A 26,258-nucleotide genomic window follows, 5' to 3' on the forward strand; every position below is an offset into this window, starting at 1 on the left:
GGGAGGGAACGATGAAGCGTATCACGTGTTTGCTATTACTGGTGGGTCTGTGGAGCACCGGGCTGTTATACGGCCAGTTGGCATGGGCGGGCGGCTGTACCACGCTTGGCGGCCCGGCGCACTATACGTTCCAGTTGGATAAAGATGAGATCGACACCAGCCACAACACCGCCGGGCAGGTATTGCCGGATGTGATCAGCTACTATCTGTCGGATCGGTTTCCTATGGATTGCACCTGTGAAGAGGGCAGCGCCGCGCTCTATTTCAGGAGCGTGAGCGCTTTGCCGCCCGGCTATAGCGACGGCAGCCTGACCTATTATGTGCTGGATCCCTGGTTACAGGTTGGCCTCAAGCTGGGGATTAACGGCGATAATCCCATCCCCGCCCCGTTTGAGGATGTCTCCGATGGCGGAACCTATGCCTGCGGCAGTGACGGCCTCTACCACAGCCCCGTCGTTGAGGTCGGCAATACCGGGTTAGTGTCACTTTATGTGACGGAGGGCTTTACCGGCCAGCTCATTATTCCGCGCACCAAAATCATGTCAGTTTATGCCCGCTGGGGAACACAGGGCGGTTACAGCGCTACGCCGATTGATGAGATTTGGGTCTATGGCCGGGTGGTCGTGCCGCAAACCTGCCGCATCGGTGATGGCGAGGTGATTAACGTCGATCTCGGCCAGATCCGCAGCGCCGACATCCGCACCCGGGGGGCAATGCCCGCGAACTATACGCCCCAGCCGATTATGCTGGAGTATGTCTGCAATAACATCGTGGAGACCATGCAGCTGGAGCTGACCTTTTACGGCAAGGAGAGCACGGCGTTGCCCGGCCTGTTGCAAACCTCCAACCCGGATATCGGCGTGCAGGTCACAGACGACAACATGAAGCCGTTTGACATCAACGGCGGCCAGGTCTCCTTATCGCTCAGTTATGGCGATCTAGAGTATCAAACCGGCCAGCAATTGCTGTACGCCTGGCCGGTTAATACCACCGGCAACGCCCCGGCCAGCGGCCCTTTCAGCGCCTCGGCGATCATACAGGTTGAGATCCAATGAGGCATTCTCGCTCTGGAGATCCAGTGACTTCAGCGGCGGGTGCGGCGGCGGAAGGTTTTCTCGGTTTTTTTGGCGGCAGGCGCGGCCACCGGCGCAGGCGGCGCGCCCTCCGGCATCGGCGGCTGGTGGATCGGGAACACCGGCAGCGCCGCCAGCAAGCGCGCGCCGTAGCTTTTGCTCAACAGGCGGCGGTCATAAATCACGATCTCGCCGGTGCATTGATGGCTGCGGATCAACCGCCCGACCTGCTGGATCAGGTTAAACGAGGCGCTCGGCAGGCTCTGCACCTCGAATGGGTAGCGCTTCAGCGATTTCAGCCACTCGCCCTCGGTGACGATCACCGGGCTGTCCACCGGCGGGAAGGCGATTTTATGGATGTGTACCTGCGTCAGCAAATCGCCCTTGAGATCCAGCCCCTCGGCAAAGGATTGCAGCCCCACCAGCACGCTCTGGCTCCCCGCCTCCACTTTTTTGCGGTGCGTCTCCACCAGCCGGTAGCGCGGCTGGTCACCCTGCACCAGCAGCATCAGCCGTAAATCCTGCACATGGCTTAAAAAGGTCTGCATCGCCCGGTTGCTGGCAAACAGCACCAGCATCCCCTTGTGCTTTTTCTCTGCCACCTGGGCGCGGAAAAAGTGCGCCATCTCCGCCAGATGCTCCGCCTCGTGCGCCATCAGCGGCTCGTGGCGCATCTGCGGGATCACCAGCCGCCCCTGATCGATATGGTTGAACGGCGAGTCCAGCGTCACGAAGCGGTCACCGGCCTTCTCACTCAGGCCGCTCAGCTCCTGCAAGCGGGCGAAACTGTTGAGCGAGCGCAGCGTGGCAGAAGTCACCACCACGTGCGGCACCTTGCGCCACAGCATCTTCTCCAGCTGATCGCTGACGCGAATGCCGACGCAGTGCAGCGACAGGTGCGCCACATTGTCGCGCTGGGTGCGCGTCACCCATTTGCTGATCGGCGCGTTGGAGGACTGCTCCAGCGCCGCCAGCCGCCACAATTTGCTCATCGCCTCGAAATAGCCGAAGGCGCGGTTCATCTGCAACAGGGTGCGGTGCAGCCGCACCACGTCATGTTTGCCGGTCTTTTCGCTGAGATCGCTCTGCATAGACTCCGTCAGCCCGCGCAGGGCGTCGGTGAGCTTGAACAGCCGGGCGCAGGTTTCCGGCAGCGCCGCCGGCAGTGCGCCCATCTCAAAACGGTGCTCCGCCTCCACCACATCCGGCGGCAGGTACGCGGCGAGTTCGCGCTCCACCTGCGCCTGAAGCTCCCGCAGCTCTTCGCAGTGGGTTTTCAGCCGCTCGAGGTTCGCCAGCGGTGGCGGGCTTTTCGGCGGGAAATGGCTGATGCAGACCTCCATCTGGCGGAACAGGTTCTCCAGTTGCAGGTTGGCGGAGACCGCGCCGATCTCGCCCGCCATCTCCAGCGCATCACGCGCCACCTCCGGCAGGTGGTGGCCTTCGTCCAGCACCAGCAGCAGATCCTTGGCCGGCGGCAGCACCGACTCCGACTCCAGCGCCGCCATCACCAGCGCATGGTTGGCGACCACCACATCGGCGCTCTCAATCTCCTTGCGGGCGATAAAGTAAGGGCAGTCGCGCACATAGTGGCAGTTGCGCCCCAGGCAGTTGACCTTGTCGGTGCTGAGTTTCGCCCATAGCGGGTCCTGGATGGTCTGGGCGTAGTGGTCGCGCAGGCCGTCCCAGGCGTGGCTGGTCAGTGCCTTGCCGAGTTTGACGCACAGGGCGTGCTCCTCGCCGCTGGCCGGGGCGAGTTCATCATCCAGAAACAGCCCGAGATCGCCCTGCGCCGCCTCGTCACTGCTGAGCGCTGCCAGATTGCGCGGGCAGACGTAGCGTCGGCGGCCAAAGGCACCGGTGAATTTCAGGTCAGGGATGATCTTCTTCAGCAGCGGCAGATCTTTGCTGTAGATCTGGTCCTGCAACGCCACGTTGGCGGTGCTGACCACCAGCGGCTTGCCTTCGGCACGGCTGACTGCGATGCCCGGGATCAGGTACGAGAGGGTTTTGCCGACGCCGGTAGGCGCTTCGATCACCAGATGACGGCTGTCATCGCCGGAGAGGGTTTTGGCGACGTCAGCGATCATCTGGCGCTGCGGCGCACGGGGAATGAAATCGGGGATTTGGTCTTGCAGGGCCTTGTACCACTGGCCAATCTGGGTTTTAAGTGCGGGGGTGAGCGCCATAGCATCTGGTTATCTATACAGGGTTTGGCGCTATTCTCCCACAGACCGGCGCGCACGTCAGCCCGTGGGCAGCGATCGGTCAGCTAAATTGTTCGCGGAACAGCGTCTCCAGCCGGGGGTGGCGGGCCACGTTTTTGGCAATCGCCTCCAGGCGCGGCGCGTATTCGGCAAACCATACCGGCCCCGGCCGCCAGTGGTGCATCACCGCGATATAGATGTCGAGCGCGCAGAAGGTCGCACCAAAGAACCACGGGCCGTTGGCATCGGCGGCGGCCTCAATCTGCAGCCAGAGTTTTTTGCGCAGGCCATCGGTGGTGTCTGTCAGCACTTTCGGGTTATCAACGCCCGGCAGCCACTTTTCCGGCTGGTCGCCGTAGGTAAAGGAGGGGTAGATCTGGGCGTTAATCACCATGATCCAGCGCAGGAACACCGGCAGGTGGCCGCCCTCACTGGAGGGGATCAGCCCCGCCAGCGGCCAGCGCAGGTGCAGCAGCACCAGGATCGCGGCGGTTTCAGTCATCACAGTGCCGTCCGGCAGCAGCAGCACCGGCACCTGCCCCAGGGGGTTAAGTTTCAGCAGCCGGTCATATTCCGGGCAGTCCGCTTCGTCCACCTCCTGATAGTGGTAGGGGAGCCGGGTCAGTTTCAACGCGGCGGCCACAATGGCCGATCCGCAGCCTTTACGGCCAAACAGCGTATAGGTTCCGCTCATGGTATACCTCCTGTGTCACGGGCTGGGTCCTTGCCTAACTGTAGACCAAAATGCCCCGCGTCAGGCCGTGCGCGCTCACCCTTCCGGCAGGTCGCCGAGCTTTTTCCCCAGACAGACCGCATCCGCCTTGCCGATGTAATCGCCGTAGGCGGCGATCTCCTGGTAGCCGTGCGCCAGGTAAAAACGTACCGCCGTCAGGTTCACCAGCCGGGTTTCGAGCCAGATCTGCCGGTAGCCGAGCCGGGCGGCTTCGGCTTCCAGGTAGCGCAGCACCGCAGAGCCGACGCCGTGCGTGCTGCGCCGGGCATACACCCGCTTCACCTCTGCAATGCCCTGATCCAGCGGCCGGAACGCGCCGCAGCCCACCGGGTTGCCGTGGGGATCATACGCCAGCACAAAACAGCAGCCGGGTTGCTGCATCTGCTCTGCATCAAAGGTGGCGCGCCCGCTGCTGCCGGTGATGGTGAGCAGCGAGTCTGACAGCTCCTCCATCAGCCTTTGTGCATCCGCGCCCTCTGCCGCGGCGCGTCGCACGGTGATGGCCTGTTCATTCATCCTGCGTCTCCATATTGAGGCCGGTAAGCATCACCTCACCGGCGCGGTAGGCAGTTATTTATCAGCACGTATTAAGTGCGCATTTTTTAGCCTTCCAGCGCGTTAAACATCATCCCGCCTGCGCTTTAAACATCATCCGCTAACGCTTTAAACATCACGGTAGTCGGTTCCCAGACCGGTTCCGGGCCGTGGCCGCGGGGGGATAAGACATAGCCTGGGATCTGCCCGCTGACCCGGTAACCGAGCGACAGATAAAGCTGCTCCGCCGCGTCACCGCTGCGGGTGTCCAGCACCAGCAGGCGTTTACCGCGAGCGCGGGCCTCCTGCTCCACCTGCACCATCAGCGACCGCGCAATGCCCTGCCGCCGGGCATCGGGGTGCACCAGCAGCTTGGCGACGTCCGCCCGGTGGCGGCCGTTCGGCATCCCGGCCGGCACCAGCTGCACCGTGCCGACCACCCGCCCCTGCGCGCGCGCCAGCAGCAGAATACGCTCCCCGGCCGCCACGGAGGCCGCCTGCCCCTGCCAGAACGCGGCCGCAGCCTCCAGGCTGAAGGGCTGCACAAAACCAACGCTGGCGTTATGTTCCACACAGGCGTGCAAAACCTGCGCCAGGGCATGCAGGTCTTCAGCATTCAATTCCGGGGTAACAGTATAGTGAACATCAGGTGTCATGGTGGGCTCCGGTCAGGTTCGGCAGATAACGATGGCGTAGTGCGCGTCGGCGGGGCCGGGCGCGTAAAAATGGGAGGGGCCGTTGAGCAGAAAGCGCAGGCAGTCGCCCGGTGCCAGGAGCCAGGTGCGGTCGCCCAGGCTGTATTCCAGCGCGCCCGCCAGCAGCCAGATCTGCTGCTGCATCCCGGCCACCGGCGCGTTCTCATAATGAATCGACGCCCCGGCACGCAGCCGCCCTTCTATCAGCTCTGCGCGGAACCCCTGGGTAGGCGGCGAGACGGAGCGGCGCTCGAAGCCGGTTTCCAGGTCGTGCCACACCGGCTGGTTTGCCCGGGTCAGCAGCTCCGGCGGCGACTCTTCAATCTCGCGCAGCAGCTGTGACATGGTCATGCCGAACGTCTGCGCCAGTTTGCCGAGCAGCGTGGCGGTCGGGCTGGTTTCCGCCCGTTCAATACGGGACAGCGTGGCCCGGCTGATGCCGGTCTGCTGGGCCAATTGGTCAAGTGACCATTGCCTGGCGGTACGCAGCTGAACCAGCCGTTGTGCCAGCAGGCGATCCTGATTATCGTCCATCTCTGCTCTCTGTTTTTCTCAATTATGAGAAGTTATCTCTTATATGAGAAAAGCGCAAGCAGGCCATTCTGGACGGGCCAGATCAACCCTTCGCCAAAATTTGACCATTTGTACTTTGCGGTTTTTTTACCAAACAAAACAACTCTGCCACTGTCTTAACCGTGCATATTTGATAACATCTCTCATTATTATTTCGAACATTCTTGCATTTTAAAATACCAGGGGGCAAAGATGAGACGTTACAGCATCGGCGAAGTTGCCGCCCTTTGCGGGATCAATCCCGTCACGTTACGCGCCTGGCAGCGAAGATATGGGTTACTTAAACCCAAGCGCACAGAAGGCGGGCACCGGCTGTTTGATGACGACGATCTGGCACGCATCCATACCATTCTGAGCTGGATTGAGCGCGGTGTGCCGGTGGGCCAGGTACGGGCGCTGCTGGAAGGGGAAAGTAAACCGGAAGAGGCCACTGACAGCTGGGTAAAACTCACCGATGACCTGCTGGCGGCCTTACAAAAAGTGAACCTCAACCGTTTTCGCCAGTTACTGAAAGAGTATGGCCGTGAATACCCGGCCGCCCAGTTGGTGGACAACGTGCTGCGCCCGTTGCGCGCGCGGCTGGCGAGCCACGGCGCACCGCTGCTGACGTTGCGCAGCCTGCTGGACGGCATGGTGATTGAGTACGCGGCCTTTTGCCTGGCGGCAGGCCGTAAAACGCCGGGGGAACCACTGCTGATCATCGGCTGGGGGCGTGCCGATCAGGCGGATCTTTGGCTGGAAGGGATCAAGCGCAGCGAAGCCGGCGCACGGGTGGATGTATTGGCGGACGTGCTGGTCACCCCGCAGCTCGATGCCCTGAACGCGCACCATGTGGTGCTGTGGGCCGAAGGGCGGCTCAGCCGCCAGCAGCAACAGCAGCTGGCCGACTGGCAGGCGCAGAATCTGGAGATTGAGCTGATGGGCAGCGCCGTCCTGCTTGAGCACACCCCCTCCTGAGAGTGGCCGGGGGTAAACCGGTTTGCATGCCGGGCGTAACGGCGTTAATTGTCTCCGTTGAATCCGTCGGACTGCCCGATAACATTGACCAGGGTATCAATACACGCCTTACTGCCCGCGACCTTATACAGCGCCCGGATAGCCGCCACGATATAGTGATCCAACTGGGGTTCTGAGAGGGTATAAAAAGGCAGCCCGCAGACGTCACGGGTGTTCAGCGGCGGCGCATTATCATCCAGAATCGCCAGCACCCCGGCAGGATTATGCGGGATTGCCGTGGCGACGGCAGTCGCCAGGGACTCAGCAGAATCCGCATCACTGCCCGGCGCGAGGCGTGAGGCGACGTTTAACCAGTCGCTCTCCCCTTTTCCTATCTCCTCCATGACCCTGCGCCATTGATGCTCATTATGCGCATAGAGCGTGGCGATCACCGCCTCCGGCCCTTGTGCCGTAATCTGTTGGGTCAGCTGTTGCGGCGTCAGGTCAGCGGCTCTCACCGGGAGTACCATAAAGCACATTGCCATAAACCAAATTTCCATAAAATAACGTGCAGGAAGCAGGCGTTTCATGGGCGCACTCTGTTTTACAGCAGGGTCAGGTACACCCGTACTCTGTGAATATTCCCAGCTCATCCTATTTTCCTTTTTCAACATAGCGTTGCTCTTACTTTTCAGGGAATTAAGGGAAAACAGATTGATCTTTCGCAACTTGCCGTGTTTTTCAGGGGTTTTTACTTTTTTTTGTGAGGTTCACCTGCGATCCATCGCAGGTGAGAGAGGAGAGGAAGAGAGGGAAAAGCCGGTTTGCCCCTGCCCTACAGCCGGATAAACAGCATATAGAGCAGTGCGGAGATCAGGATCGACACCGGCAGGGTCAGCACCCAGGCGATCAGCAGGTTGCGCAGGGTCGCCATTTGCAGGCCGGAGCGGTTGGCGGCCATGGTACCGGCCACGCCGGAAGAGAGCACGTGGGTGGTCGAGACCGGCAGCCCGAAGCCGTCCGCCGCGCCGATGGTCACCATCGCCACCAGCTCTGCACTCGCGCCCTGCGCATAGCTCAGGTGGTTTTTCCCGATCCGCTCCCCGACGGTGATCACGATACGCCGCCAGCCGACCATGGTGCCCAGCCCCAGCGCCAGCGCGACTACTACTTTCACCCACAGCGGAATAAAGCGCGTGGCGTTATCCAGCTCCCGTTTCATTGCATCGAGGTTGTTCTGCGTCTCGGCCGGTAAGGCGATCTCGTGGGTTTTCAGCGCCTTGATGCTTTCCGACGCCAGGTACATATCATTACGGGTGTTTGCCACCAACTGCGCCGGGATGCGATCCATCGAGCCGTACTGTTTGATCTGTGTGGCGATGTTATGCAGCGTCATGCTCAGCGCTGGCAGCACCTGCGGCGTGTTCTCACCGGCGCTGACAAACTGGATCAGCACGTCACGCGGCGGCACGCTCAGCGCGGCCGGCTGGCCGTTCAGCAACTGCTGCTCCGTGACCTGCGACAGCGCCGCTACGCGCGGGATCTGCTCCGGCGGAACGGAACGGTTCAGCGCATAGACGATCGGCATGGTGCCCACCAGAATCAGCATAATCAGCCCCATGCCTTTCTGGCCGTCGTTTGAGCCGTGGGCAAACGAGACGCCGGTACAGGTCAGGATCAGCAGCCCGCGGATCCACGGCGGCGGCGGCCGTTTGCCTTCCGGCGAGACATAGAGCTGGCGGTTGCGGATCACCTTTTTCATCAGCAACAGCAGCCCGGCGGCGCAGACAAAGCCCACCACCGGCGACAGCAGCAGCGCATAAGCGACGTTCAGCGCCTGATCCCAGTTCACCCCATCCAGCCCGCTGCGGCCGTGGTCAAGGGCATTCGCCACGCCGACCCCGATGATCGAGCCGATCAGCGTATGGGACGACGACGACGGCAGCCCCAGGTACCAGGTGCCGAGGTTCCAGATAATCGCGGAGAACAGCAGCGCGTAGATCATCGCGAAGCCGTGGCCGGAGCTGGCCTGCAAAATCAGATCCACCGGCAGCAGGGAGATAATGCCGAACGCCACTACCCCGCTGGAGAGCATCACGCCGCTGAAATTGCACAGCCCCGACCAGAGGATCGCCACCCCCGGTGTCAGGGAATGGGTGTAGATCACGGTCGCCACGGCGTTGGCCGTGTCGTGGAAGCCATTGACGAACTCAAAGCCGAGCGCAATCACCAGCGCCAGCCCGAGCAGCAGGAACGGCACATAGCTGGTGACGTTCTGCCCGGCGTCCGCGACATCGCTGAACAGGTTGGCCCCGGCAAAGGCCAGCCCGCACAGGGCCGCCAGGATAATAAACAGCGGGGTAAACCGGTTATTTTTGCCGGTCAGGTCGGGGCGCGAATCCATCACGGCCGGGGGGATGATGCTTTTCTCGCTCATGGGCTGCCTCGCTAAGGGACGTTAAGGGCGGATCCCAGTGAGTGTTACCGGCGGACTGTGACAAAGGCATGAACCCGGGGGCAGAAAATTTGACTTACGTTGAAGAAAGGCGGCAAAAACAGCCATCGCCCGGTTTGGATGGCAGCAGGTGCAGCGATGTTTGGGTTGCAGAAGATGTAACAATGTTGTTATCTAGTGGCCTCTTTTTCTCCCTTCACGGATGACCCACTCCCATGACTGACACCTCCCGGCGCGCGTTCTGGCTGCTGCTTGGCTCCCTGTTTGCCCTTTACATTATCTGGGGTTCCACCTATTTCGCCATCCGCATTGGGGTGGAGAGCTTCCCGCCGCTGATGCTGGCCGGCATCCGTTACCTGTGCGGCGGGGTACTGCTGTTTGCATTCCTGCTGCTGCGCGGCCATGCGCTGCCGACCGGCAAACAATGGCTGGCGGCCGGGGTGATTGGCGTGCTGCTGCTGGCGGTAGGCAACGGGCTGGTGACGGTGGCGGAACATATGCAGGTGCCGTCCGGCATTGCGGCGGTGATGGTGGCCACGGTGCCGCTGTTTACCCTCTGTTTCAGCCGGTTGTGGGGCATCGCGCACAGCCGCGTGGAGTGGAGCGGCGTGGCCATTGGGCTGGTGGGCATCGTGCTGCTGAACACCGGGCATAACCTGGCCGGGAACCCGTGGGGCGCCGGGCTGATTCTGATCGCCTCGCTGAGCTGGGCGTTCGGCTCCGTCTGGAGTGCGCGCCTGCCGCTGCCCACCGGGCCGATGGCCGGGGCGGCGGAGATGCTGATTGCGGGCGCCGTGCTGCTGCTGACCAGTTGGCTGCACGGCGAAAAGCTCGCGGGCACACCCTCAACGCCAAGCCTGCTGGCGCTGGGCTACCTGATTCTGTTCGGCTCGGTGGTTGCCGTCAGCGCCTATATGTATCTGCTGAAAAATGTGCGCCCGGCGCTGGCGACCAGTTACGCCTACGTTAACCCGATGGTGGCGGTGCTGATTGGCATCAGCCTGGGCGGGGAGCGGCTCACGGCGATTGAGTGGCTGGCGCTGGCGGTGATTCTGGCGGCGGTGCTGCTGGTGACGCTCGGCAAGCTGCTGTTCCGCCCGGCCACGGTTGCCCCGGTGAAAGGCTGAGGCCATGTTGGTTGTCAGCAGGGTGAAAAGCTCTATAATCCTGCTGCTAACCAAAGGATAACAAAATGAACCATGTTGCAAAAAAAATCGTGATCGGTCTGGTGTCACTGATGGCGCTCGGTGCCATCGGCGGCGTGATGCTGGCCGGGTATGCGGTGCTGATCGGCCCGCCGGCCTGATCTCAGCCGCCGGGGCCGCGCCGCTGTTGCAGCACGGCGGCCCAGCGTTCAAACAGCATATCGGTGACAATCGCCAGCAACGCCACCAGAATCGCCCCCTGCAATACGTAGGCGGTATTGAAGCCGCTCAGGCCAATCACAATCGGTGAGCCGAGGCTCTGGGTGCCGACGCTGGAAGCGATGGCTGCCGTGCCGATGTTGACGATCACTGAGGTGCGGATGCCGGTAATGATCACCGGCGCGGCCAGCGGCAGCTCGACGCGCATCAGCATCTGCCAACGGCTCATGCCGACACCGAGCGCCACCTCACGGCTGGCCGCCGGGACAGACCCCAGCCCGGCCAGCGTGCCCTGCACCACCGGCAGCAGGCCATACAGCACCAGCGCCAGAATCGCCGGTTTCTCGCTGAAGCCCATCACCGGTACCGCCACCGCCAGCACCGCCACCGGCGGGAACGTCTGCCCCATCGCCACCAGCGTCTCCGCGCCCATTGCCGCCCTCCTCCACCAGATCCTCCAGATGCAGCACGCCGAGCGGCCGCCCCTGATCGTCCGCCACCGGCAGGCAGCGGGTGCCGCGCGCCACAAACAGCGACAGCGCATCGCGCAGCGTCAGGCTGGCGGCCACCGGCTCCCCGGTCGCCCGGCCCGGCCGCACCCGTTGCGCCACCTGCGCCTGCGCCAGCAGCTTGATGCCGAGATCGCTGCGGCCAAAGAAGTCCCGCACAAAGGCACTGGCGGGTTGCTGCAACAGCGCCAGCGGCGTGCCCTGCTGCACCACCCGGCCCTGATCCAGCAGCACAATGCGGTCAGCCAGCGCCAGCGCCTCGTCGATGTCATGGGTCACCAGCACCACGGTGCGCCCGGAGATCTGGTGGATGCGCGCCACCTCCTCCTGCAATGCGCTGCGGGTCACCGGGTCGAGCGCGCCGAACGGCTCATCCATCAGCAGCACTTCCGGGTCAGCCGCCAGCGCCCGCGCCACCCCGACCCGCTGCTGCTGCCCGCCGGAGAGCTGGTGCGGGTAGCGGCCGCGGAACAGTTCCGGCTCGAGGTGCAGCAGCGCCAGCAGTTCGGTGACGCGATCGCGGATTTTCGCCTTCGGCCATTTCAGCAGCTGCGGCACGGTGGCGATGTTCTGCTCCACCGTCCAGTGCGGGAACAGCCCAATCGACTGGATGGCATACCCCATGCGCCGCCGCAAATCCTGCGGTTTGAAGGCGTGGATCTCCTCACCGGCGAACAGAATTTTGCCGCGGTCATGCTCCACCAGCCGGTTAATCATCTTCAGCGTGGTGGATTTGCCGGAACCGGAGGTGCCGATCAATACGGTGAATTCGCCGTCGGCGATGGTGAGCGTCAGGTCATCCACCACCGGTTTACCGGCGTAGAATTTGCTTACCTGCGAAAACTGAATCATCTGCGGGGGGGTTCCAATACCGAAACAAGAAACGTAAACAAGCCGTCGATGACCACCGCCATCAGCACCACCGGGATCACCCCGAGCAGCACCAGATCCAGCGCGCTGCTCAGCAGCCCCTGGAACATAATGGCCCCGAAGCCGCCTGCGCCAATCAACGCCGCCACCATCGCCAGCCCCACGGTCTGCACCGCCACCACCCGCACGCCGGAGAGGATCACCGGCAGCGCCAGCGGCAGCAGCACCTGCCGGAACAGCTGGCCGCGCGTCATGCCCATGCCGCGTGCGGCCTCCTGCACATGGGCGGGAACGGACGCCAGCCCCGCCACCACGCTGCGCACCAAAGGCAGCAGCGAGTAGAGCACCAGCGCGATAATCGCCGGCGCAGTGCCGATGCCGCTGATGCCGAGCCGCCCGAGCCACGGCCAGGCGGCCGCCAGCCCGGCCAGCGGGGCGAGCAGCAGGCCGAACAGCGCAATCGACGGGATGGTCTGGATAATATTGAGCAGCGGGAACAGCGGCGCACGCCAGCGGGCGGAGCGGTAACAGAGCACGCCGAGCGGCAGCCCGATCAGCAGCGACGGCAACAGCGTGCCGCCCAACAAGCCGAGGTGCTGCCACAGCGCATCATTGAATACCTCTTCGCGGTTGGCGTACTCCTGCATCAGCGACAGCGCGTCCAACCGCCCGCTGACCAGCAGCGCCACCACCGGCAGCACCATCTGCGCCCCCAGCAACAGCCGCAGGCCGCGCTGTGCCGTGATGTGGGTGACCGCATCTGAGCCGATCAGCAGGCACAGCGCCGCCGCTGCCCAGTACCCGCCCCCCAGCGAGGTGCGCGCAATGCTCTCCTCCCCGCCGGAGAGCGCCTGCGCCGTCAGCCCCGCCTGTTGCGTCAGGGTAAACAGCAGCGCCTCCGCCAGCAGCAGCGCCGCCAGCGAGGTAGTGCGCCGGGGCGGCAAACAGGCCGTCACCGCCAGCCCCGCCAGCGGCAGCAACCGCAGCCAGCCCCCACCGTGCAGCAGTGACAGCAGGCCCATCGACTCACCCGACACCAGCCGGTTCGGCGCATGGCTGACGAACCCCAGCCCGGCGAGCGCCAGCGCCAGCAGCACCGCCAGCAACAGCAGCACCGGGTTCAGGCGGGGCATGGTCTGCACGTCCGGCATCAGGATTTCACGAAGCCTTTGTCTTTCAGGTATTTCTGCGCCACTTTTTTCGCATCACGCCCGCCGACGGCAATCTGCGCGTTGAGTTTTTGCAGCGTCGGGCCGTCGAGTGAGGCAAACACCGGTTTCAGCAGCGCCGGGATGTTTTTATGCTGGTTGAGCACCGCTTCGCGGATGATCGGCGCCGGGGCGTAGATCGGCTGCACGCCCTGCGGGTCGCTCAGGGTTTGCAGCCCCAGCGCCGCCACCGGGCCGTCGGTGCCGTAGGCCATGGCGGCGTTGACGCCGGAAGTCTGCTCTGCGGCGGCTTTGATGGTCACGGCAGTGTCACCGCCCGCCAGCGACAGCAGCTGATCCTGCTTCAGGGTGAAGTGGTACGCCTGCTGGAAAGCGGGCAGCGCGTCCGGCCGCTCGATAAACTCCGCCGAGGCCGCCAGTTTAAAGGTGCCGCCGTGGCTGATGTATTTGCCGAGGTCATCCAGGCTGGTCAGGTGGTTCTGCTGCGCCAGATCCTGGCGCACCGCAATCGTCCAGGTGTTATTGGCCGGGGCCGGGTCGAGCCAGACAATCTTGTTCTGGTCGTAGTCGAGCTGTTTCACCTTGTCATAGCCCGCCTGGGCATTTTTCCAGGCCGGGTCGCTGTCCTGCGAGAAGAAGAACGCGCCGTTGCCGGTGTATTCGGGGTAGATGTCGATTTCACCGGCGGTGATTGCCCCGCGCACCACTTTGGTGTTGCCGAGTTGCAGGCGGTTGGTGGTTTTGATGCCGTTGGCCTCCAGCACCTGAATGATCAGGTTGCCGAGCAGAGAGCCTTCGGTATCAATTTTCGAGCCGACGCGCACGGCGTCAGCCGCCTGCGCCAGCCCGGACACGGCGACCAGCGCCACCGCCAGCCAGCGCCCGATAAGGGTGGAACGGGACATGGAACTCCTCCTGATAATCAGATCGTGCTGCCCTGGATAAACATGCTTGCTGTCAAAAGGATAGCCGCGATTTCCCGGCTGACCAGCCGTGAAGGTGAACGGTGCGGCAAAACCGCGTTTTTCGGAGAAGTGCCGCACAGGGGAAAACCGGCAGGCGGGCGCCTGCCGGGCAGGGGAAAACGGGGATCAGAAGCCTTCCAGCACCGTTTTGCCGCGGGACGCGCCGGACTCCAGCAACGCATGGGCGCGCCGCAGGTTTTCCGCATTGATGGTGCCGAAATGCTGGCCAACGGTGGTGCGCAGCACCCCGCTGTCCAGCAAATCGGCCACGCGGTTCAGCAGTTCATGCTGTTTGATCATGTCCGGCGTTTCAAACATTGAGCGGGTGAACATCAGTTCCCAGTGCAGGGAAATCGCCTTGCGCTTGAGCGGCATAGCGTCCAGCGAGGCCGGGTCATCAATCAGCCCCAGTTTGCCCTGCGGGGCCAGCACCTCTACCAGCTGCGCGTAGTGGCTGTCGGTGTGGGTCAGGCTGGCGACGTGCGTCACCTGCTCAATGCCGAGCGCCTTAAGCTGCGGGGCCAGCGGCTGATGGTGGTCGATCACATGGTGCGCGCCCTGTTGCGCTACCCACGCCTGCGTCTCGCCGCGTGAGGCGGTGCCGACGACTGTCATGCGGGTCAGCTGGCGTGCCAGCTGGGTGAGGATCGAGCCGACGCCGCCTGCCGCGCCGACAATCAACAGCGTCTCGCCCTCGCCGCCCTGCTCCGTGACGCCGAGCCGGTCAAACAGCAGCTCCCAGGCGGTGATGGCGGTCAGCGGCAGCGCGGCGCTGTCAGCAAAGTTAAGCGAAGTGGGTTTACGGCCGACGATGCGCTCATCCACCAGATGAAGCTCGCTGTAGCAGCCGGGGCGGATAATCGACCCGGCGTAAAACACCTCATCACCCGGTTTGAACAGCGTGACTTCCGGCCCCACCGACTCCACCACCCCGGCGACGTCCCAGCCCAGCACGCGCGGCCCGTTGGTTTCGCCGTTTGCCCGCACTTTGGTATCCACCGGGTTCACGGCAATCGCTTTCACCTGCACCCGCAGGTCACGCGCGCCGGGTTGCGGCTCAGGCAGGTCAGTATCAAACAGCGCCCGAGGGTCGTTAATCGGCAAACCGGGTTGCTCATAGGCAATGGCTTTCATCTTCAGCTCCTTCAGATTTGTGGCAGTGCGCCGCTGCGCACCTCAGGCCTCAAGCATAGCCGCCCCAACCAGCCGGATACAGCCGGGTTACCGGGTAACAGTTTCATTGCAGGAGTGAAAATGGGAAAGCCCGCTCCGGCCTCTGACGGCGGGACGGGCAATCAGCCGGCATGGGAAAATTAATTCAGCCCCAGTTTTTGCAGGGTCAGCGGCCCAATAATCCCGTCAGAAACCAGATTATTGGCTTCCTGAAAGGCTGCCACGGCCGCGATGGTCATCGGGCCGTAAGTATTGTCAACCGGCCCCGGATCAAACCCTGCGTGTTTCAGTGCCTGCTGCACCTGCCCCACCAACGGCGATGTCGTTAATGGATTGGTAAGTTGTAATAACAGCGGCAATGCGCTATTCACGGTGCCCGGTTGGCCCGCCAGGTAAATCAGCGCAGGCAATTTGGCGTAATAGTGCCAAAGCCGGCCTTCCACTTTTCCATGCATTACCCCACTTTGCTTCCCAGCCGCTTCCACGGTGCCGCCTTGACCATCTGACATAGCCACATGCCCCATTTTTCCCGACAGGGGCGGTTTACGCACCAGAAACACACCAGCCGTGGTAAACGCTTCCTCCAGTGTCGAGGGTATCAGCACCTGCTCTTTCGCATCACGTTCCCAGGCTCCCGAATAAGCGTCGGCACTGGCCGGGTGATTATGGTTATTGACGCAGCCATACAGCGTTTCTGTCATCTGATAAGCCAGCCAGGACGTGAATTCGGCACAATCCCAGGCGTTATGCCAGTTTGGGTTATTTTTCGGTACGACAACATGGATGTAGTTTTCACCCAGACGACTTTTCGCCAGGGCCAACATATCAAGGTTTGTGTTCATGAGGATTTACCTGCCTGGATTTTAGTGAGTATTGCATTCGGTGGCGAGGGTAAAGAAGCTGATTCTGACTCGCTGATTTTCTGATAGATAACCCGCCAGATCTGCCATAACCGCGCGATATACAGGTCGCTGCAGATGAGGTTAATCATATTGTCCAACGCATCACCACTGTTACTTATTGGACAGGACTGTTTACTCAGGGGACAGGAATCCGGGATAGCCATCAGCTCCACGGCAGGATCACCCAGCAGAATGCGATATAGCCGGGTGCGTAAGTCGTGATTCGGGCCAATAAGCAAAAGATCAAATACCGTCCGGATATTCAGTTCACGCAACTGGAGTGTTTTTTTCGAGCCGACGGCGATGATTAATTGCGCCTGTGCTATCCAGTCCATTATTTCATAGAGCCCGTAAGGGGTCTCAACAAACAATTGAATAGGGTTGGCGGTCGCCAGATTTTGTACATCCCCTATTTCAAACTCTTCCAATCTGAACTTCATATAGGGATCGATACCAATGATCATATCCAGCGGATAATCCTTCATCAGCCGCTTATCCTCTTTATATACCCGTCGTAGCGCCAGATATGGGAAGCGTGCAATCAATACATCGATAAATGCCAGCGGAAACAGTCCGACCAGTAACGCAATCGCCACAATCATCAGGGTAGTACTGCCGGCTTTATTCACTGCTGCCTGCTTGTTATCAGAGGGGGTCTGGGCAGTCTCAGGTGCAGTCCGGTCAGCAGTAACCGCTGCCGGAGCCGTCCCTGTTGCACCCGGAGCGGGAGCCGCTGCTGTTTGGACACTGTTTTCCGCTGCTTTAATTTCTGCATTCATCACACCGCTGTAATAGATTGCCCCGACAATCACCAGCGGCAATAAAATACGGAAAAAGGCGCGAAAATAGGAAACGGGCGACAGATCAAAATTCGCCACCCGCCGCAGCAGGTATTGCATTGTCCAGAGGTAAGCACCTAAAAAGGTAAAAGTAAACACCATACGGGACAGGTATTCACCCTCTTTTAGATCCTCAACACTCATCTTATAAACATGATAAATCGTATGAAGAGAAATATAGAAGCAGCCTGTCGCCAGACAGGTATAAAGCACCACAGGCACAATGTAATAGACCAAAACGCCGTCTTCATCTGCCGTATTACCATTGCCTTCCTCATTAACATTATATTTATATTTCATCACCTCCATTGAAGGGATACTTTTTTTGGCAGAGAGCCCAAAGACGTCATCTAATTCCAGCAGCAGCGCGGAACGGATGGCGCGGATGTTTTTCCGGCCGATATAAATACCCACCGGCAAGGCACCGCCTAACACCACAGAGAATAAAAAAAAAATTACCTGCTCGTGATGAGTGTAGATAGAGTGAAACATTTTTCCTCCGGAAAATACCGGAAATGCTTTTTATTCCTCCCGGAACAGGGAGGGGTCAGGTTAATTCTGCTGATATTAACGTTTCTGATGTACACCCGCTTTTTACCGCTGGATAATATTGAATAAGCATAACAGGCGAAGTTTTGAGAAGGCGGCGACATATCATTTCATAGCTTATTGTTTCGCTCAGAAATTATTTCATAATCATGAAAATGATAAGCGACATAAGGGATGAAAATTTCATAAAAAGAGGGGCATAACGCCCCTCCGGCAGGGTTACAGCACCGGGCCGCGCGGCACAAAGATGTGGCCGACGTCCGCTTCGATCAGTTTTTTCACCAGCTCAAAGCCGCCGTTCGGCTGGCTGTGGGCGAATTCACGCTCCGGGGTAAAGATCGGGCTGGCCCAGTAAAGGTTGACCTTGTCACCATATACCGTGGGCATCGACACCTTGCTGGCCGGGGAGCAGAGCGCATCAGAGAGCACAAAGCCCTCGTAGCCCTGCGGCGCCATCGGCGACTCCACGGTATGCCCTTCGCCCAGCCAGTTGATGGTGGTCCACGGCAGTTGCGCAAAACCAGACAGCGCGCTCGCCATCTGTACCGCGCTCTGCTCGGTCACGTACTGCGCTTCCACCGCAAACGCCATTTCCATACGGCGGTAGTCACCGGCATCGTCATTGAACAGGATCTCCACGCACGGCATCGGACGGATACTGACGCCCAGCGTCAGGAAGTAATAGACGCCGTTATGCTCATGCTGCGAGATGGCCATCGGCGGCCAGCTGCCCTGATCGATGGCGTAATATTTCACCGAGGGGCCGAAACGCGCCTCGTAGCGCTCCATAAACTGCTGTTGGAGTTTCTGCCACGGGTGGTGTTCATGCTGGTGCTGCCAGGTGCGCCAGAAGTGGCGCGTCTCTTCTGCCCGTGCATATTGCTGGTTGGTGGAGGCGGAACCGAGCGGGAAGGTGCTGCCGTTCTCTTTCAGGCAACTGGCGGCGTAGCTCACCTGGTGGTCGATGTAGAGGCTCCAGCCCGGCACCACCGCCAGCAGTTGGCCGTGGTACCAGAGCGCCGCGCCGTCATCACTTTCGTTCCAGATAACCTGGATGCCGTCCGGGTGCAGCGGCGGCTCGCCGTCCAGGCTGCGGCAGTAGGCGGCGGGCATCATGGGTGCCAGCCCCTGTTCAGTGGCGGCGTGGTCTTCGGTGGCCGGGGCGGGTTGCAGGTTGCGTACCCAGCAGGCGCGCATACCGGGGAAGCGTTCGCGCATCTCTCCCTGCGCATAGAGGTAGAAATAGACCACCCGGTCATCTTGTTCGACCACGGCAATAAGTGTCTGTTTATGGTTGCTGACTTCGGCGATCAATTCTGACTGGCGCATGACACCTCAATAAAATCGTATGTTCCTCGCATTAAACGAAGTGTAGAACGCCTTTCCCACCCCGCGCACGGGCAAAACTCCCAAAAATTGCCCTTACGGCCAGAAAAGTCGTGCTGGTCACGCCCTGGGGCGGCAGTGCTGGCGGAACAGGTTCGCCAGATGGGCGCTCATCGGCGTCAGCGCCGTCTCTTTGCGCTGGATCAGGTAGAACGTTGCCGGGGGCAGCGGTAGGTCGAGGTCAAACGCCATCAGTTGCTGGCCGAGGATCGGGTCTTCAATCACATCCACCGGCAGGATGCTGAGAAAATCACTTTTTGCCAGCAGACTGGTGCTGGACATAAAGGTCTCGCAGGTGACGCTGACGGTGGGCATCACGCCGAGGCTGCCGAACAGATCCACCAGCTGTTTGTAGTAGCTGCCGCGCGGCGTCGGCAGCGTCCAGTCACACTGCATCAGTTCCTGCATCGTGCGCGTCCCGGCGCAGGGGTGGCCGCGGCGGCCCACCACCCGGTACTCCTTGTCCATCAGCTTTTCATACAGCAGTTCGTTATCAAACGAGGCGTGGTAATAGGTGTTGATGGTGAAATCCAGTTCGCCCTGCCGCAGCTCCGGGATCATCGATACCAGTTGCCCCTCCAGCACCCGCACCTTGACGTGCGGGTACGCCCGGTGAAAGCGGGTAATCACCTCCGGCATGATGGTGCGCGCCACGCTGGCCCCGACGCCGATGCTCACCCGGCCGCCGATGTTGCCCAGCCGCTGCTGGATGTCCTCCTGCGCGGCGCGCAACTCCTCAAGGATCAGGCTGGCGTGGCGGAAAAAGGCCTCGCCGCACTCTGTGAGCTGCACGCCCTGCCGGTGGCGGATGAACAGCCGCGCGCCGAGGCCCTCCTCCAGCTCTTTGATCGCCTTGGTCAGCGCCGGTTGTGACAGGCTGAGCAGGCGGGCGGCGGCGCGGATGCTGCCCTGCCGGGTCACTTCCACAAAGGCGCGCAGTTGGTGCAATTTAATCGGGGAGGCCATAACGCTGATAACCCTTGTTTATCACCAGAAAGATTTTGGCATCTTATCGGTGTTGGCGAGGTTGTGTACATTGAAAACCAGCCTGATTGAAAATCAGTCTGATTAAACATACCCCTGACCGCGGGCGCAGACCCCCACTGACGCCCCGGCAGTCGGCCACCGCGCCGGCCCGGCCGCTTTCCGGCCCTTTTATCACGGCAACAACCATGACGGGTAAGGCAATACCGCTTCCGCGATCGCACCAGGTGCGTGAACGGCAACGGGTTGCCGCGGGCTGCTGCCCTCAGCAGGCCGGAGACCGGTATGGGGGCCGCCCACTGCGCCACCCCTCCCCGCTCCCGCCTGCGGAGGTGATAACAAAAACTTATCTCTGCGGATTCTGCTTTATCTCTTCATGCCACTTTTCTTTACGGGAGCGTTATGACCAGCCACATCACAGAAACAGACACCGACGTTATGTCATGCGAATTATCACAACAGGTCAGTGCGCTGGCCCCCATCCTGACCGCCTGGCGGCGCGACCTGCACCAGTATGCCGAGTCGGGCTGGCTGGAGTTCCGCACCGCCAGCAAAGTCGCCGACACGCTGTCGCAGCTGGGGTATCACCTGCAACTGGGCCGGGAGGTGATCAAGGCCGATGCCCGGATGGGCCTGCCGCCGGAGGCGGTGCTGCGGGAGCAGGAGCAGCGGGCGCTGGCCCAGGGCGCGGTGGCACGCTGGCTGCCCGCCTTCTCCGGCGGTTTCACCGGCATCGTTGCGACGCTTTCGACCGGCCGCCCCGGCCCGGTGGTCGGCTTTCGCGTGGACATGGACGCGCTCGACCTGAATGAGCAGCAGGATGACCAGCACCGCCCGTTCCGCGACGGTTTCGCCTCCTGCAACCCCGGCATGATGCACGCCTGCGGCCATGACGGCCACACCACTATCGGCATCGGGCTGGCGCAGGTGCTGATGGCGATGCGTGACCAGCTGTGCGGCACCATCAAGCTGATTTTCCAGCCTGCCGAAGAGGGCACGCGCGGCGCGAAATCGATGGCGGAAGCCGGGGTGGTGGATGATGTGGATTTCTTCACCGCCATCCACATCGGCACCGGCGTACCGGCCGGGCACCTGGTGTGCGGCAACGACACCTTTATGGCGACCACGAAATTTGATGTCACCTTTACCGGCGTCGCGGCCCACGCGGGCGGCAAGCCTGAAGAGGGGCGCAACGCGCTGCTGGCGGCGGCGCAGGCGGCCCTTGGCCTGCACAGCCTGCCGCGCCACAGCGCCGGGGCGTCACGCATCAATGTCGGCGTGTTGCAGGCGGGCAGCGGCCGCAATGTGGTACCGTCGCAGGCCGCGATGAAAGTCGAGACACGCGGCGCGACCAACGCGGTGAATGAGTTCATCTTCCAGCAGGCGATGAACGTGGTGGCCGGGGCTGCGGCCATGCACGGCGTCACCCATGAGGTAACGCTGATGGGCGCGGCACAGAGCAGCAAGCCCAGCGCGCCCTGGGTGCGTTTCATCCACCGGCAGGCAGAGGCGATCCCGGAGCTGGTGCAGGTAGTCGACCGGCAGGACGCCGCCGCCGGCTCTGAAGATGCCACCTACCTGATGGAGCGCGTCAAGGCGCACGGCGGGCTGGCCTCCTACATGGTGTTTGGCTGCGATCTCAGCGCCGGGCACCACAACGAGCGGTTTGATTTTGACGAAAGCGTGATGGCGGTGGCGATAAAAACCCTGGCGACGCTGGCACTGAACATCCGCGATTTCCCGGAGGAGGCATGAACCCAGAAACGATCGCCTTTGTCGGCGACCAGGTGGAGAGGCAGCAACCCTTGCTGACTGCGCTGAGTGACGCGATCTGGGATCACCCGGAGACGCGTTTTCAGGAGCAGGTGTCGTCCGCGCAGCTGGCGGACGCCCTGGCGCAGGCGGGTTTTTGCGTTGAGCGCGGCGTCGGCGGCATGGAGACCGCCTTCATCGCCTCGTTCGGTGAGGGCAAGCCGGTGATCGCGCTGCTGGCGGAGTTTGACGCGCTGGCCGGGCTGAGCCAGCAGGCGGGCGCCACTACGCCGCAGCCGCTGGTGGAGAACGGCAACGGCCACGGCTGCGGCCATAATCTGCTCGGCACCGCTGCGCTGGGCGGCGCACTGGCGGTTAAAGCGTGGCTGGAACAGCACCCGCAGGCGGGCACGGTGCGGGTTTACGGCTGCCCCGGCGAGGAAGGCGGCTCCGGCAAAACCTTTATGGCGCGCGAGGGGCTGTTTGATGATGCCGATGCGGCGCTGACCTGGCACCCGGAGACTTTCTGCGGCATGTTCAGCAACCCCACGCTGGCAAATATCCAGGCCTCTTTCCGCTTCAAAGGCGTGGCCGCCCATGCCGCCGCTGCCCCGTACCTCGGCCGCAGCGCGCTGGACGCCGTCACGCTGATGAACACCGGCAGCAACTTCCTGCGTGAGCACATCATCCCGGAGGCGCGGCTGCATTACGCCGTGACCCACACCGGCGGCGTGTCGCCTAATGTGGTGCAGGCCGATGCTGCGGTGCTCTATCTGGTACGTGCGCCGCGCATCGATCAGGCGCAGGCGGTGTACCAGCGGGTGATCGATGTCGCGCGCGGCGCGGCGCTGATGACCGGCACGCAGATGACGGTCACGGTGGAGAAAGCCTGCTCCAACTATGAACCCAACCGCACGCTGGAGCAGGCGATGTATGGTTGTTTGCAGGCGTTTGGCGCGCCGCGTTACAGCGAGGAGGAACAGCGGTTTGCCGCCGCGATCCAGGCCACGCTGAGCGAGGAGGAGATCGCCAGCAACCTCCAGGGCATCGCCCGTACCGGCGGCGACGCGGGCCGCGCCTACGCCGAGGGGCTACGCGGCAAGGCGCTGGTGGAGGACGTCGCCCCTTACCAGCCCAACGCGCAGATCCTCTACGGCTCCACTGACGTCGGTGATGTCAGCTGGCTGGTGCCCACCGCCCAGTGCTTCACCCCCTGCTTTGCGCTCGGCACCCCGCTGCACACCTGGCAGACGGTGTCACAGGGGCGGACGTCGCTGGCCCATAAAGGCATGGTGCTGGCCGCCAAAGTCATGGCCGCCACCGCCCTGCGGTTGTTGGAGGAGCCCGCGCTGCTGGCGCGCTGCCGGGAAGAACAGCAGCGGCAGCGGCAGGCGCGCCCTTACCACTGCCCGATTCCGGCCGGGGTTACCCCCTCCCCGCTGGCAACCTGAGTGGCGGGCAGGCGGCCGTTCCCCGCCTGCCCCTCATCTCCATCACGATAAAAGCACCACAGACAGAGGGTTATGCATGAGTCTTGCAGCAGAAGAGAGTAAGCAGAGGCCGGGCGGCCTGCTCGGCTGGATCGAGCGCATCGGCAATACCATCCCGCATCCGTTTTTGCTGTTTATCTACCTGATTGCGGCATTGATGATCGCCAGTGCGCTGATTGCCTGGGCCGGGCTGACGGCGGTTAACCCGGCCAACGGGGAGATTATCCGGGTGAAGAACCTGCTCAGCGTGGAAGGGCTGCAATGGATGCTGCCGAACGTGATTAAGAATTTCAGCGGGTTTACCCCGCTGGGGGCGATCCTGGCGCTGGTGCTGGGGGCCGGGCTGGCGGAGCGCGTCGGGCTGTTACAGACGCTGATGTATAAAATGGCCTCCGGCGTGCAGGCGCGTTTTGCCAGCTATATGGTGATTTTCATCGCCTTTTTCAGCCATATCTCCTCCGATGCGGCGCTGGTGGTGATGCCGCCGCTGGGGGCGTTGATTTTCCTGGCGGTGGGCCGGCACCCGGTGGCCGGGCTGCTGGCGGCAATTGCCGGGGTGGGCTGCGGCTTCACGGCAAACCTGCTGATTGTGACCACGGATGTGCTGCTCTCCGGCCTGAGCACCGAAGCGGCGAAGGCAATCGACCCGGCGGTACACGTCAGCGTGATCGACAACTGGTACTTTATGGCCGCCTCGGTGATGGTGCTCACGGTGGTGGGCGCGCTGATCACCGACAAGCTGGTGGAGCCGCGCCTGCCGCCCTACCACGGCGGGCAGAGTGAGCGCCTGGCGCAACTGACGCCCCAACAGAACCGTGGGCTGCGCGCCAGCGGCCTCGCCGCGCTGCTGTTTATCGCCGTGATGGCGCTGCTGGTGGTGCCGGAGGGCGCGCCGCTGCGTAACCCCACCAACGGCGCGATTATTCCTTCGCCGTTTATCCAGGGCATTGTGCCGATCATCATCCTGTTCTTTTTTGTGGTGTCGGTGCCTTACGGCATGGTGACCGGGCAGATCCGCCGCCAGGGTGACCTGCCGGCCCTGCTGGTGGACCCGATGAAAAACATGGCCGGGTTTATTGTGATGGTGTTCCCGCTGGCGCAATTTGTCGCGCTGTTCAACTGGAGCAATATGGGCCGGTTTATGGCGGTAGGGCTGACGGATCTGCTGCAGGCGGCGGGCATGACCGGGGTACCGGCGTTTATCGGGCTGATTTTCCTTTCGGCGCTGCTGTGCATGTTTATTGCCAGCGGTTCGGCCATCTGGTCGATTCTCGCGCCGATTTTCGTGCCGATGTTTATGTTGCTGGGGTTCCACCCGGCGTTTGCGCAGGTGGTGTTCCGCATCGCCGATTCGTCGGTGCTCCCGCTTGCGCCGGTCTCCCCGTTCGTGCCGCTGTTCCTCGGCTTTTTGCAGCGGTATATGAAAGGCGCGAAACTCGGCACCTACTATGCGCTGGTGCTGCCCTACCCGCTGATTTTCTTCGCGGTGTGGCTGTTGCTGCTGGTGGGGTGGTATCTGGCGGGGTGGCCGATTGGGCCGGGGGTGTATGCGCGGATGTGAGCCTCCGCGTAAGCGCCCGCTCTGCCCGGTTGAGATGCCGCGGGGCGGGCAGATAACGGGCCGTCATGCGACCCGATGCTGTTGGGTTTCTTTACGTGCCAGATACGCCTCTAAGGAGGTCACGCGGCTGATCTCTTCCTGCGTGCGGGCATCATTTTCTATCTCCCAGATATCAACGCTGTTCTGAAGGTTTAACCAGAAGTCTACGCTGGTATCAAACACCACAGACAGCCTGAACGCCATGTCAGGGGTCAGTTTGCGGTTATTGTTTACCAGTGCGCTGACAGAATTACGGTGAACATTCAGCATTTCGGCCAGGTCGTTGATTTTTAATTCAAGCGGTTCCAGGTATTCATAAAGTAAAACATCGCCTACCGTGGTTGGTTTACGCGTCGCCTGAGTCATAAGCTTCTCTCTGTTTGGGCATGTCCAGATTTATAAGGCTGATAGCCTTTGGCGCGTAGGGGCTAAACGCTGCGCGTGAGCCCCCAATGCGCTACTTTTGCTTTTTATAACGATGGGTATCTAAGTAGAGATCAACGGCTTTTCCGTCAATCCATTTAAAAATCAACCGGTACTGCTCATTAACCCGGATGGCAGAGTAGTCCTCTAAAGGGGGATTTAACTCTTCATAGCGGTTGCCGGGTGGTGAGCGCAAATCTTTATAGGATGTTGCTGCGTTTATGATGTCGAGCTTTCGGGCCAAATGTAATGCACCGCTGCACTGTGCACAAGTGCGTGTGTGAGTTTTAGCTGGTGGGGGGATGGCCCTGCGTCTGCCGCCTTTCTGCGGCTCTGCTGCCGTCATCGTCATAAAGTGGATTGTTTCGGTTGCTCATATGTATTTGTTTACCCGGCTTTCCGAGCCTCAACCGAGCAGGGCCTGCCGGCGCGCCGGCCCTGCACCCGCGCGCTTTCGGTGCCCCGGCTGAATCATTGCACGCTCTCGCGTGTCCCCTCACTCCGCCTCCGGGCTAATCGGGCCGCCGCAGACACGCTCCCGGCGTGGCTGCGACTCTCGCACACATCCCTGTGTGCTCGCCCGGCCCTGCGGCTCCATTCGGCAATGATTTTTACGCCCCCACCACCTCTGCAAACCAGCAAGTATGTGAGGAAATAGTAGGTGGGGGATTTTTGGGCGTTCAGTGTAGTCACCCGGCTCTATAGTTTCATGTGACTGCGATTTTTATAACCGCATCAATAATACAAATTTCTTATCGACTCTTTCCTTACATAGCCAAGAATTTGCAAACTGGTGGGGGCATTAAAATTATTGCCGACGAGGACGCAGGGCCGGGTGAGCGGGCAGGACGCCCGCGAGAGGGACAGCCACGCCGGGAGCGTGTCTGGCCCGGCCCGAGCAGCCCGGAGGACGCTGGAGGGAACCCGCTACGCGGGCAATAATTCTGCCGGGACACCCAAGGCGCGGGGATGCAAGGGCTGACGGCTCCCCACAAAAACAAGACAGACACAGGAATTTGTGATCTCATTATTGCGCCAACAAATCATGAGAAATCCCTGTGTCTGCATCTCTAGTGT

23 protein-coding genes and 2 pseudogenes are annotated in these 26,258 nt (G+C 61.6%); 7 read left to right on the plus strand and 18 right to left on the minus strand.

Features of this window, described 5'->3' with window-relative positions; genetic code table 11:
- Positions 1-11: 11 nt before the first annotated feature.
- A complete protein-coding gene (locus tag CYR55_RS17765; RefSeq protein WP_165699620.1) occupies positions 12-1,055 on the plus strand; it encodes a fimbrial protein in 1,044 nt (347 codons plus the stop codon).
- Between the two features lie 29 nt (positions 1,056-1,084).
- Here CYR55_RS17765 and dinG read toward each other — a convergent pair whose 3' ends face one another.
- From dinG to CYR55_RS17790, 5 genes are all read right to left on the minus strand, one after another.
- Entirely contained in the window at positions 1,085-3,262 is a 2,178-nt protein-coding gene (dinG, locus tag CYR55_RS17770) for an ATP-dependent DNA helicase DinG (protein WP_101817699.1), read from the minus strand.
- Positions 3,263-3,341: 79 nt separating this feature from the next.
- Positions 3,342-3,974: a glutathione S-transferase family protein gene (locus CYR55_RS17775; RefSeq protein WP_101817700.1), complete on the minus strand. Its 633-nt coding sequence runs from the start codon at positions 3,972-3,974 to the stop codon at positions 3,342-3,344.
- Between the two features lie 75 nt (positions 3,975-4,049).
- Positions 4,050-4,529 carry a GNAT family N-acetyltransferase gene (locus CYR55_RS17780; protein WP_101817701.1) on the minus strand — a complete coding sequence of 160 codons (480 nt, stop codon included), beginning with the start codon at positions 4,527-4,529 and terminating at the stop codon, positions 4,050-4,052.
- 125 nt (positions 4,530-4,654) lie between these two features.
- A complete protein-coding gene (locus tag CYR55_RS17785) occupies positions 4,655-5,203 on the minus strand; it encodes a GNAT family N-acetyltransferase (RefSeq protein WP_101817702.1) in 549 nt (182 codons plus the stop codon).
- Between the two features lie 12 nt (positions 5,204-5,215).
- A complete protein-coding gene (locus tag CYR55_RS17790) occupies positions 5,216-5,776 on the minus strand; it encodes a helix-turn-helix domain-containing protein (RefSeq protein ID WP_101817703.1) in 561 nt (186 codons plus the stop codon).
- A gap of 231 nt (positions 5,777-6,007) precedes the next feature.
- Between CYR55_RS17790 and CYR55_RS17795 the strand changes: the two genes are divergently transcribed.
- Positions 6,008-6,772 (plus strand): MerR family transcriptional regulator, encoded by a 765-nt coding sequence (locus CYR55_RS17795; protein WP_101817704.1) that lies wholly within the window; start codon positions 6,008-6,010, stop codon positions 6,770-6,772.
- Between the two features lie 44 nt (positions 6,773-6,816).
- Here CYR55_RS17795 and CYR55_RS17800 read toward each other — a convergent pair whose 3' ends face one another.
- Both CYR55_RS17800 and CYR55_RS17805 read right to left on the minus strand, forming a co-directional pair.
- Entirely contained in the window at positions 6,817-7,296 is a 480-nt protein-coding gene (locus CYR55_RS17800) for a hypothetical protein (RefSeq protein ID WP_241522182.1), read from the minus strand.
- Between the two features lie 290 nt (positions 7,297-7,586).
- Positions 7,587-9,188, minus strand: a complete 1,602-nt coding sequence (locus CYR55_RS17805; protein WP_101817705.1) for an inorganic phosphate transporter — start codon at positions 9,186-9,188, stop codon at positions 7,587-7,589.
- A gap of 233 nt (positions 9,189-9,421) precedes the next feature.
- Here CYR55_RS17805 and yedA point away from each other — a divergent pair, with 233 nt between their 5' ends.
- Positions 9,422-10,333, plus strand: a complete 912-nt coding sequence (gene yedA, locus CYR55_RS17810; RefSeq protein WP_101817706.1) for a drug/metabolite exporter YedA — start codon at positions 9,422-9,424, stop codon at positions 10,331-10,333.
- Between the two features lie 65 nt (positions 10,334-10,398).
- Positions 10,399-10,512 carry a hypothetical protein gene (locus CYR55_RS24010; RefSeq protein WP_241522183.1) on the plus strand — a complete coding sequence of 38 codons (114 nt, stop codon included), beginning with the start codon at positions 10,399-10,401 and terminating at the stop codon, positions 10,510-10,512.
- 2 nt (positions 10,513-10,514) lie between these two features.
- Here CYR55_RS24010 and CYR55_RS17815 read toward each other — a convergent pair.
- From CYR55_RS17815 to CYR55_RS17855, 9 genes and pseudogenes are all read right to left on the minus strand, one after another.
- Positions 10,515-10,994 (minus strand): annotated as a pseudogene (locus CYR55_RS17815) (ABC transporter permease); the annotation flags it as partial.
- A gap of 22 nt (positions 10,995-11,016) precedes the next feature.
- Positions 11,017-11,931, minus strand: a pseudogene (locus CYR55_RS17820) (ABC transporter ATP-binding protein); the annotation flags it as partial.
- Positions 11,928-13,100 (minus strand): ABC transporter permease, encoded by a 1,173-nt coding sequence (locus tag CYR55_RS17825; RefSeq protein ID WP_420912739.1) that lies wholly within the window; start codon positions 13,098-13,100, stop codon positions 11,928-11,930. The pseudogene CYR55_RS17820 and the gene CYR55_RS17825, both read right to left, overlap by 4 nt.
- The gene (gene osmF, locus CYR55_RS17830; RefSeq protein ID WP_101817707.1) at positions 13,100-14,023 is read right to left on the minus strand and encodes a glycine betaine ABC transporter substrate-binding protein OsmF; all 924 of its coding nucleotides are present in this window, start codon (positions 14,021-14,023) and stop codon (positions 13,100-13,102) included. The genes CYR55_RS17825 and osmF overlap by 1 nt, the downstream gene beginning before the upstream one ends.
- A 186-nt stretch (positions 14,024-14,209) precedes the next feature.
- Positions 14,210-15,217, minus strand: coding sequence for a zinc-binding alcohol dehydrogenase family protein (locus CYR55_RS17835; RefSeq protein ID WP_101817708.1), 1,008 nt, complete (start codon positions 15,215-15,217; stop codon positions 14,210-14,212).
- A gap of 179 nt (positions 15,218-15,396) precedes the next feature.
- Positions 15,397-16,098: a peptidoglycan-binding domain-containing protein gene (locus CYR55_RS17840; protein WP_101817709.1), complete on the minus strand. Its 702-nt coding sequence runs from the start codon at positions 16,096-16,098 to the stop codon at positions 15,397-15,399.
- Entirely contained in the window at positions 16,095-17,489 is a 1,395-nt protein-coding gene (locus CYR55_RS17845) for a hypothetical protein (protein ID WP_101817710.1), read from the minus strand. The genes CYR55_RS17840 and CYR55_RS17845 overlap by 4 nt, the downstream gene beginning before the upstream one ends.
- A gap of 276 nt (positions 17,490-17,765) precedes the next feature.
- Positions 17,766-18,875 (minus strand): suppressor of fused domain protein, encoded by a 1,110-nt coding sequence (locus CYR55_RS17850; RefSeq protein ID WP_101817711.1) that lies wholly within the window; start codon positions 18,873-18,875, stop codon positions 17,766-17,768.
- A gap of 117 nt (positions 18,876-18,992) precedes the next feature.
- Entirely contained in the window at positions 18,993-19,898 is a 906-nt protein-coding gene (locus CYR55_RS17855) for a LysR family transcriptional regulator (protein WP_101817712.1), read from the minus strand.
- A 456-nt stretch (positions 19,899-20,354) separates the two neighbouring features.
- On the opposite strand from CYR55_RS17855, the gene CYR55_RS17860 reads away from it, so the two are divergent.
- From CYR55_RS17860 to abgT, 3 genes are all read left to right on the plus strand, one after another.
- A complete protein-coding gene (locus CYR55_RS17860) occupies positions 20,355-21,671 on the plus strand; it encodes a M20 family metallo-hydrolase (RefSeq protein ID WP_101817725.1) in 1,317 nt (438 codons plus the stop codon).
- Complete coding sequence (locus tag CYR55_RS17865; protein WP_101817713.1) at positions 21,668-23,119, plus strand: M20 family metallopeptidase; 1,452 nt, start codon at positions 21,668-21,670, stop codon at positions 23,117-23,119. The genes CYR55_RS17860 and CYR55_RS17865 overlap by 4 nt, the downstream gene beginning before the upstream one ends.
- 76 nt (positions 23,120-23,195) lie before the next feature.
- Positions 23,196-24,719, plus strand: coding sequence for a p-aminobenzoyl-glutamate transporter (abgT, locus tag CYR55_RS17870; RefSeq protein ID WP_101817714.1), 1,524 nt, complete (start codon positions 23,196-23,198; stop codon positions 24,717-24,719).
- 63 nt (positions 24,720-24,782) lie between these two features.
- Here the strand turns inward: abgT and CYR55_RS17875 are convergent, their stop codons facing one another.
- On the minus strand, positions 24,783-25,124 hold the full coding sequence (locus tag CYR55_RS17875; protein WP_101817715.1) for a HigA family addiction module antitoxin: 342 nt from the start codon (positions 25,122-25,124) through the stop codon (positions 24,783-24,785).
- Between the two features lie 91 nt (positions 25,125-25,215).
- Positions 25,216-25,533: a type II toxin-antitoxin system RelE/ParE family toxin gene (locus CYR55_RS17880; protein WP_241522184.1), complete on the minus strand. Its 318-nt coding sequence runs from the start codon at positions 25,531-25,533 to the stop codon at positions 25,216-25,218.
- Positions 25,534-26,258: the final 725 nt, after the last annotated feature.

This window comes from Chimaeribacter californicus, from assembly GCF_002858675.1.
Lineage (GTDB): Bacteria > Pseudomonadota > Gammaproteobacteria > Enterobacterales > Enterobacteriaceae > Chimaeribacter > Chimaeribacter californicus.

Coding starts and splice junctions, on each gene's coding strand:
- CYR55_RS17765 (WP_165699620.1), top strand. CDS start 12: ATGAAGCGTATCACGTGTTTGCTATTACTGGTGGGTCTGTGGAGCACC.
- dinG (WP_101817699.1), bottom strand. CDS start 3,262: ATGGCGCTCACCCCCGCACTTAAAACCCAGATTGGCCAGTGGTACAAG.
- CYR55_RS17775 (WP_101817700.1), bottom strand. CDS start 3,974: ATGAGCGGAACCTATACGCTGTTTGGCCGTAAAGGCTGCGGATCGGCC.
- CYR55_RS17780 (WP_101817701.1), bottom strand. CDS start 4,529: ATGAATGAACAGGCCATCACCGTGCGACGCGCCGCGGCAGAGGGCGCG.
- CYR55_RS17785 (WP_101817702.1), bottom strand. CDS start 5,203: ATGACACCTGATGTTCACTATACTGTTACCCCGGAATTGAATGCTGAA.
- CYR55_RS17790 (WP_101817703.1), bottom strand. CDS start 5,776: ATGGACGATAATCAGGATCGCCTGCTGGCACAACGGCTGGTTCAGCTG.
- CYR55_RS17795 (WP_101817704.1), top strand. CDS start 6,008: ATGAGACGTTACAGCATCGGCGAAGTTGCCGCCCTTTGCGGGATCAAT.
- CYR55_RS17800 (WP_241522182.1), bottom strand. CDS start 7,296: ATGGCAATGTGCTTTATGGTACTCCCGGTGAGAGCCGCTGACCTGACG.
- CYR55_RS17805 (WP_101817705.1), bottom strand. CDS start 9,188: ATGAGCGAGAAAAGCATCATCCCCCCGGCCGTGATGGATTCGCGCCCC.
- yedA (WP_101817706.1), top strand. CDS start 9,422: ATGACTGACACCTCCCGGCGCGCGTTCTGGCTGCTGCTTGGCTCCCTG.
- CYR55_RS24010 (WP_241522183.1), top strand. CDS start 10,399: ATGAACCATGTTGCAAAAAAAATCGTGATCGGTCTGGTGTCACTGATG.
- CYR55_RS17825 (WP_420912739.1), bottom strand. CDS start 13,100: ATGCCGGACGTGCAGACCATGCCCCGCCTGAACCCGGTGCTGCTGTTG.
- osmF (WP_101817707.1), bottom strand. CDS start 14,023: ATGTCCCGTTCCACCCTTATCGGGCGCTGGCTGGCGGTGGCGCTGGTC.
- CYR55_RS17835 (WP_101817708.1), bottom strand. CDS start 15,217: ATGAAAGCCATTGCCTATGAGCAACCCGGTTTGCCGATTAACGACCCT.
- CYR55_RS17840 (WP_101817709.1), bottom strand. CDS start 16,098: ATGAACACAAACCTTGATATGTTGGCCCTGGCGAAAAGTCGTCTGGGT.
- CYR55_RS17845 (WP_101817710.1), bottom strand. CDS start 17,489: ATGTTTCACTCTATCTACACTCATCACGAGCAGGTAATTTTTTTTTTA.
- CYR55_RS17850 (WP_101817711.1), bottom strand. CDS start 18,875: ATGCGCCAGTCAGAATTGATCGCCGAAGTCAGCAACCATAAACAGACA.
- CYR55_RS17855 (WP_101817712.1), bottom strand. CDS start 19,898: ATGGCCTCCCCGATTAAATTGCACCAACTGCGCGCCTTTGTGGAAGTG.
- CYR55_RS17860 (WP_101817725.1), top strand. CDS start 20,355: ATGTCATGCGAATTATCACAACAGGTCAGTGCGCTGGCCCCCATCCTG.
- CYR55_RS17865 (WP_101817713.1), top strand. CDS start 21,668: ATGAACCCAGAAACGATCGCCTTTGTCGGCGACCAGGTGGAGAGGCAG.
- abgT (WP_101817714.1), top strand. CDS start 23,196: ATGAGTCTTGCAGCAGAAGAGAGTAAGCAGAGGCCGGGCGGCCTGCTC.
- CYR55_RS17875 (WP_101817715.1), bottom strand. CDS start 25,124: ATGACTCAGGCGACGCGTAAACCAACCACGGTAGGCGATGTTTTACTT.
- CYR55_RS17880 (WP_241522184.1), bottom strand. CDS start 25,533: ATGACGATGACGGCAGCAGAGCCGCAGAAAGGCGGCAGACGCAGGGCC.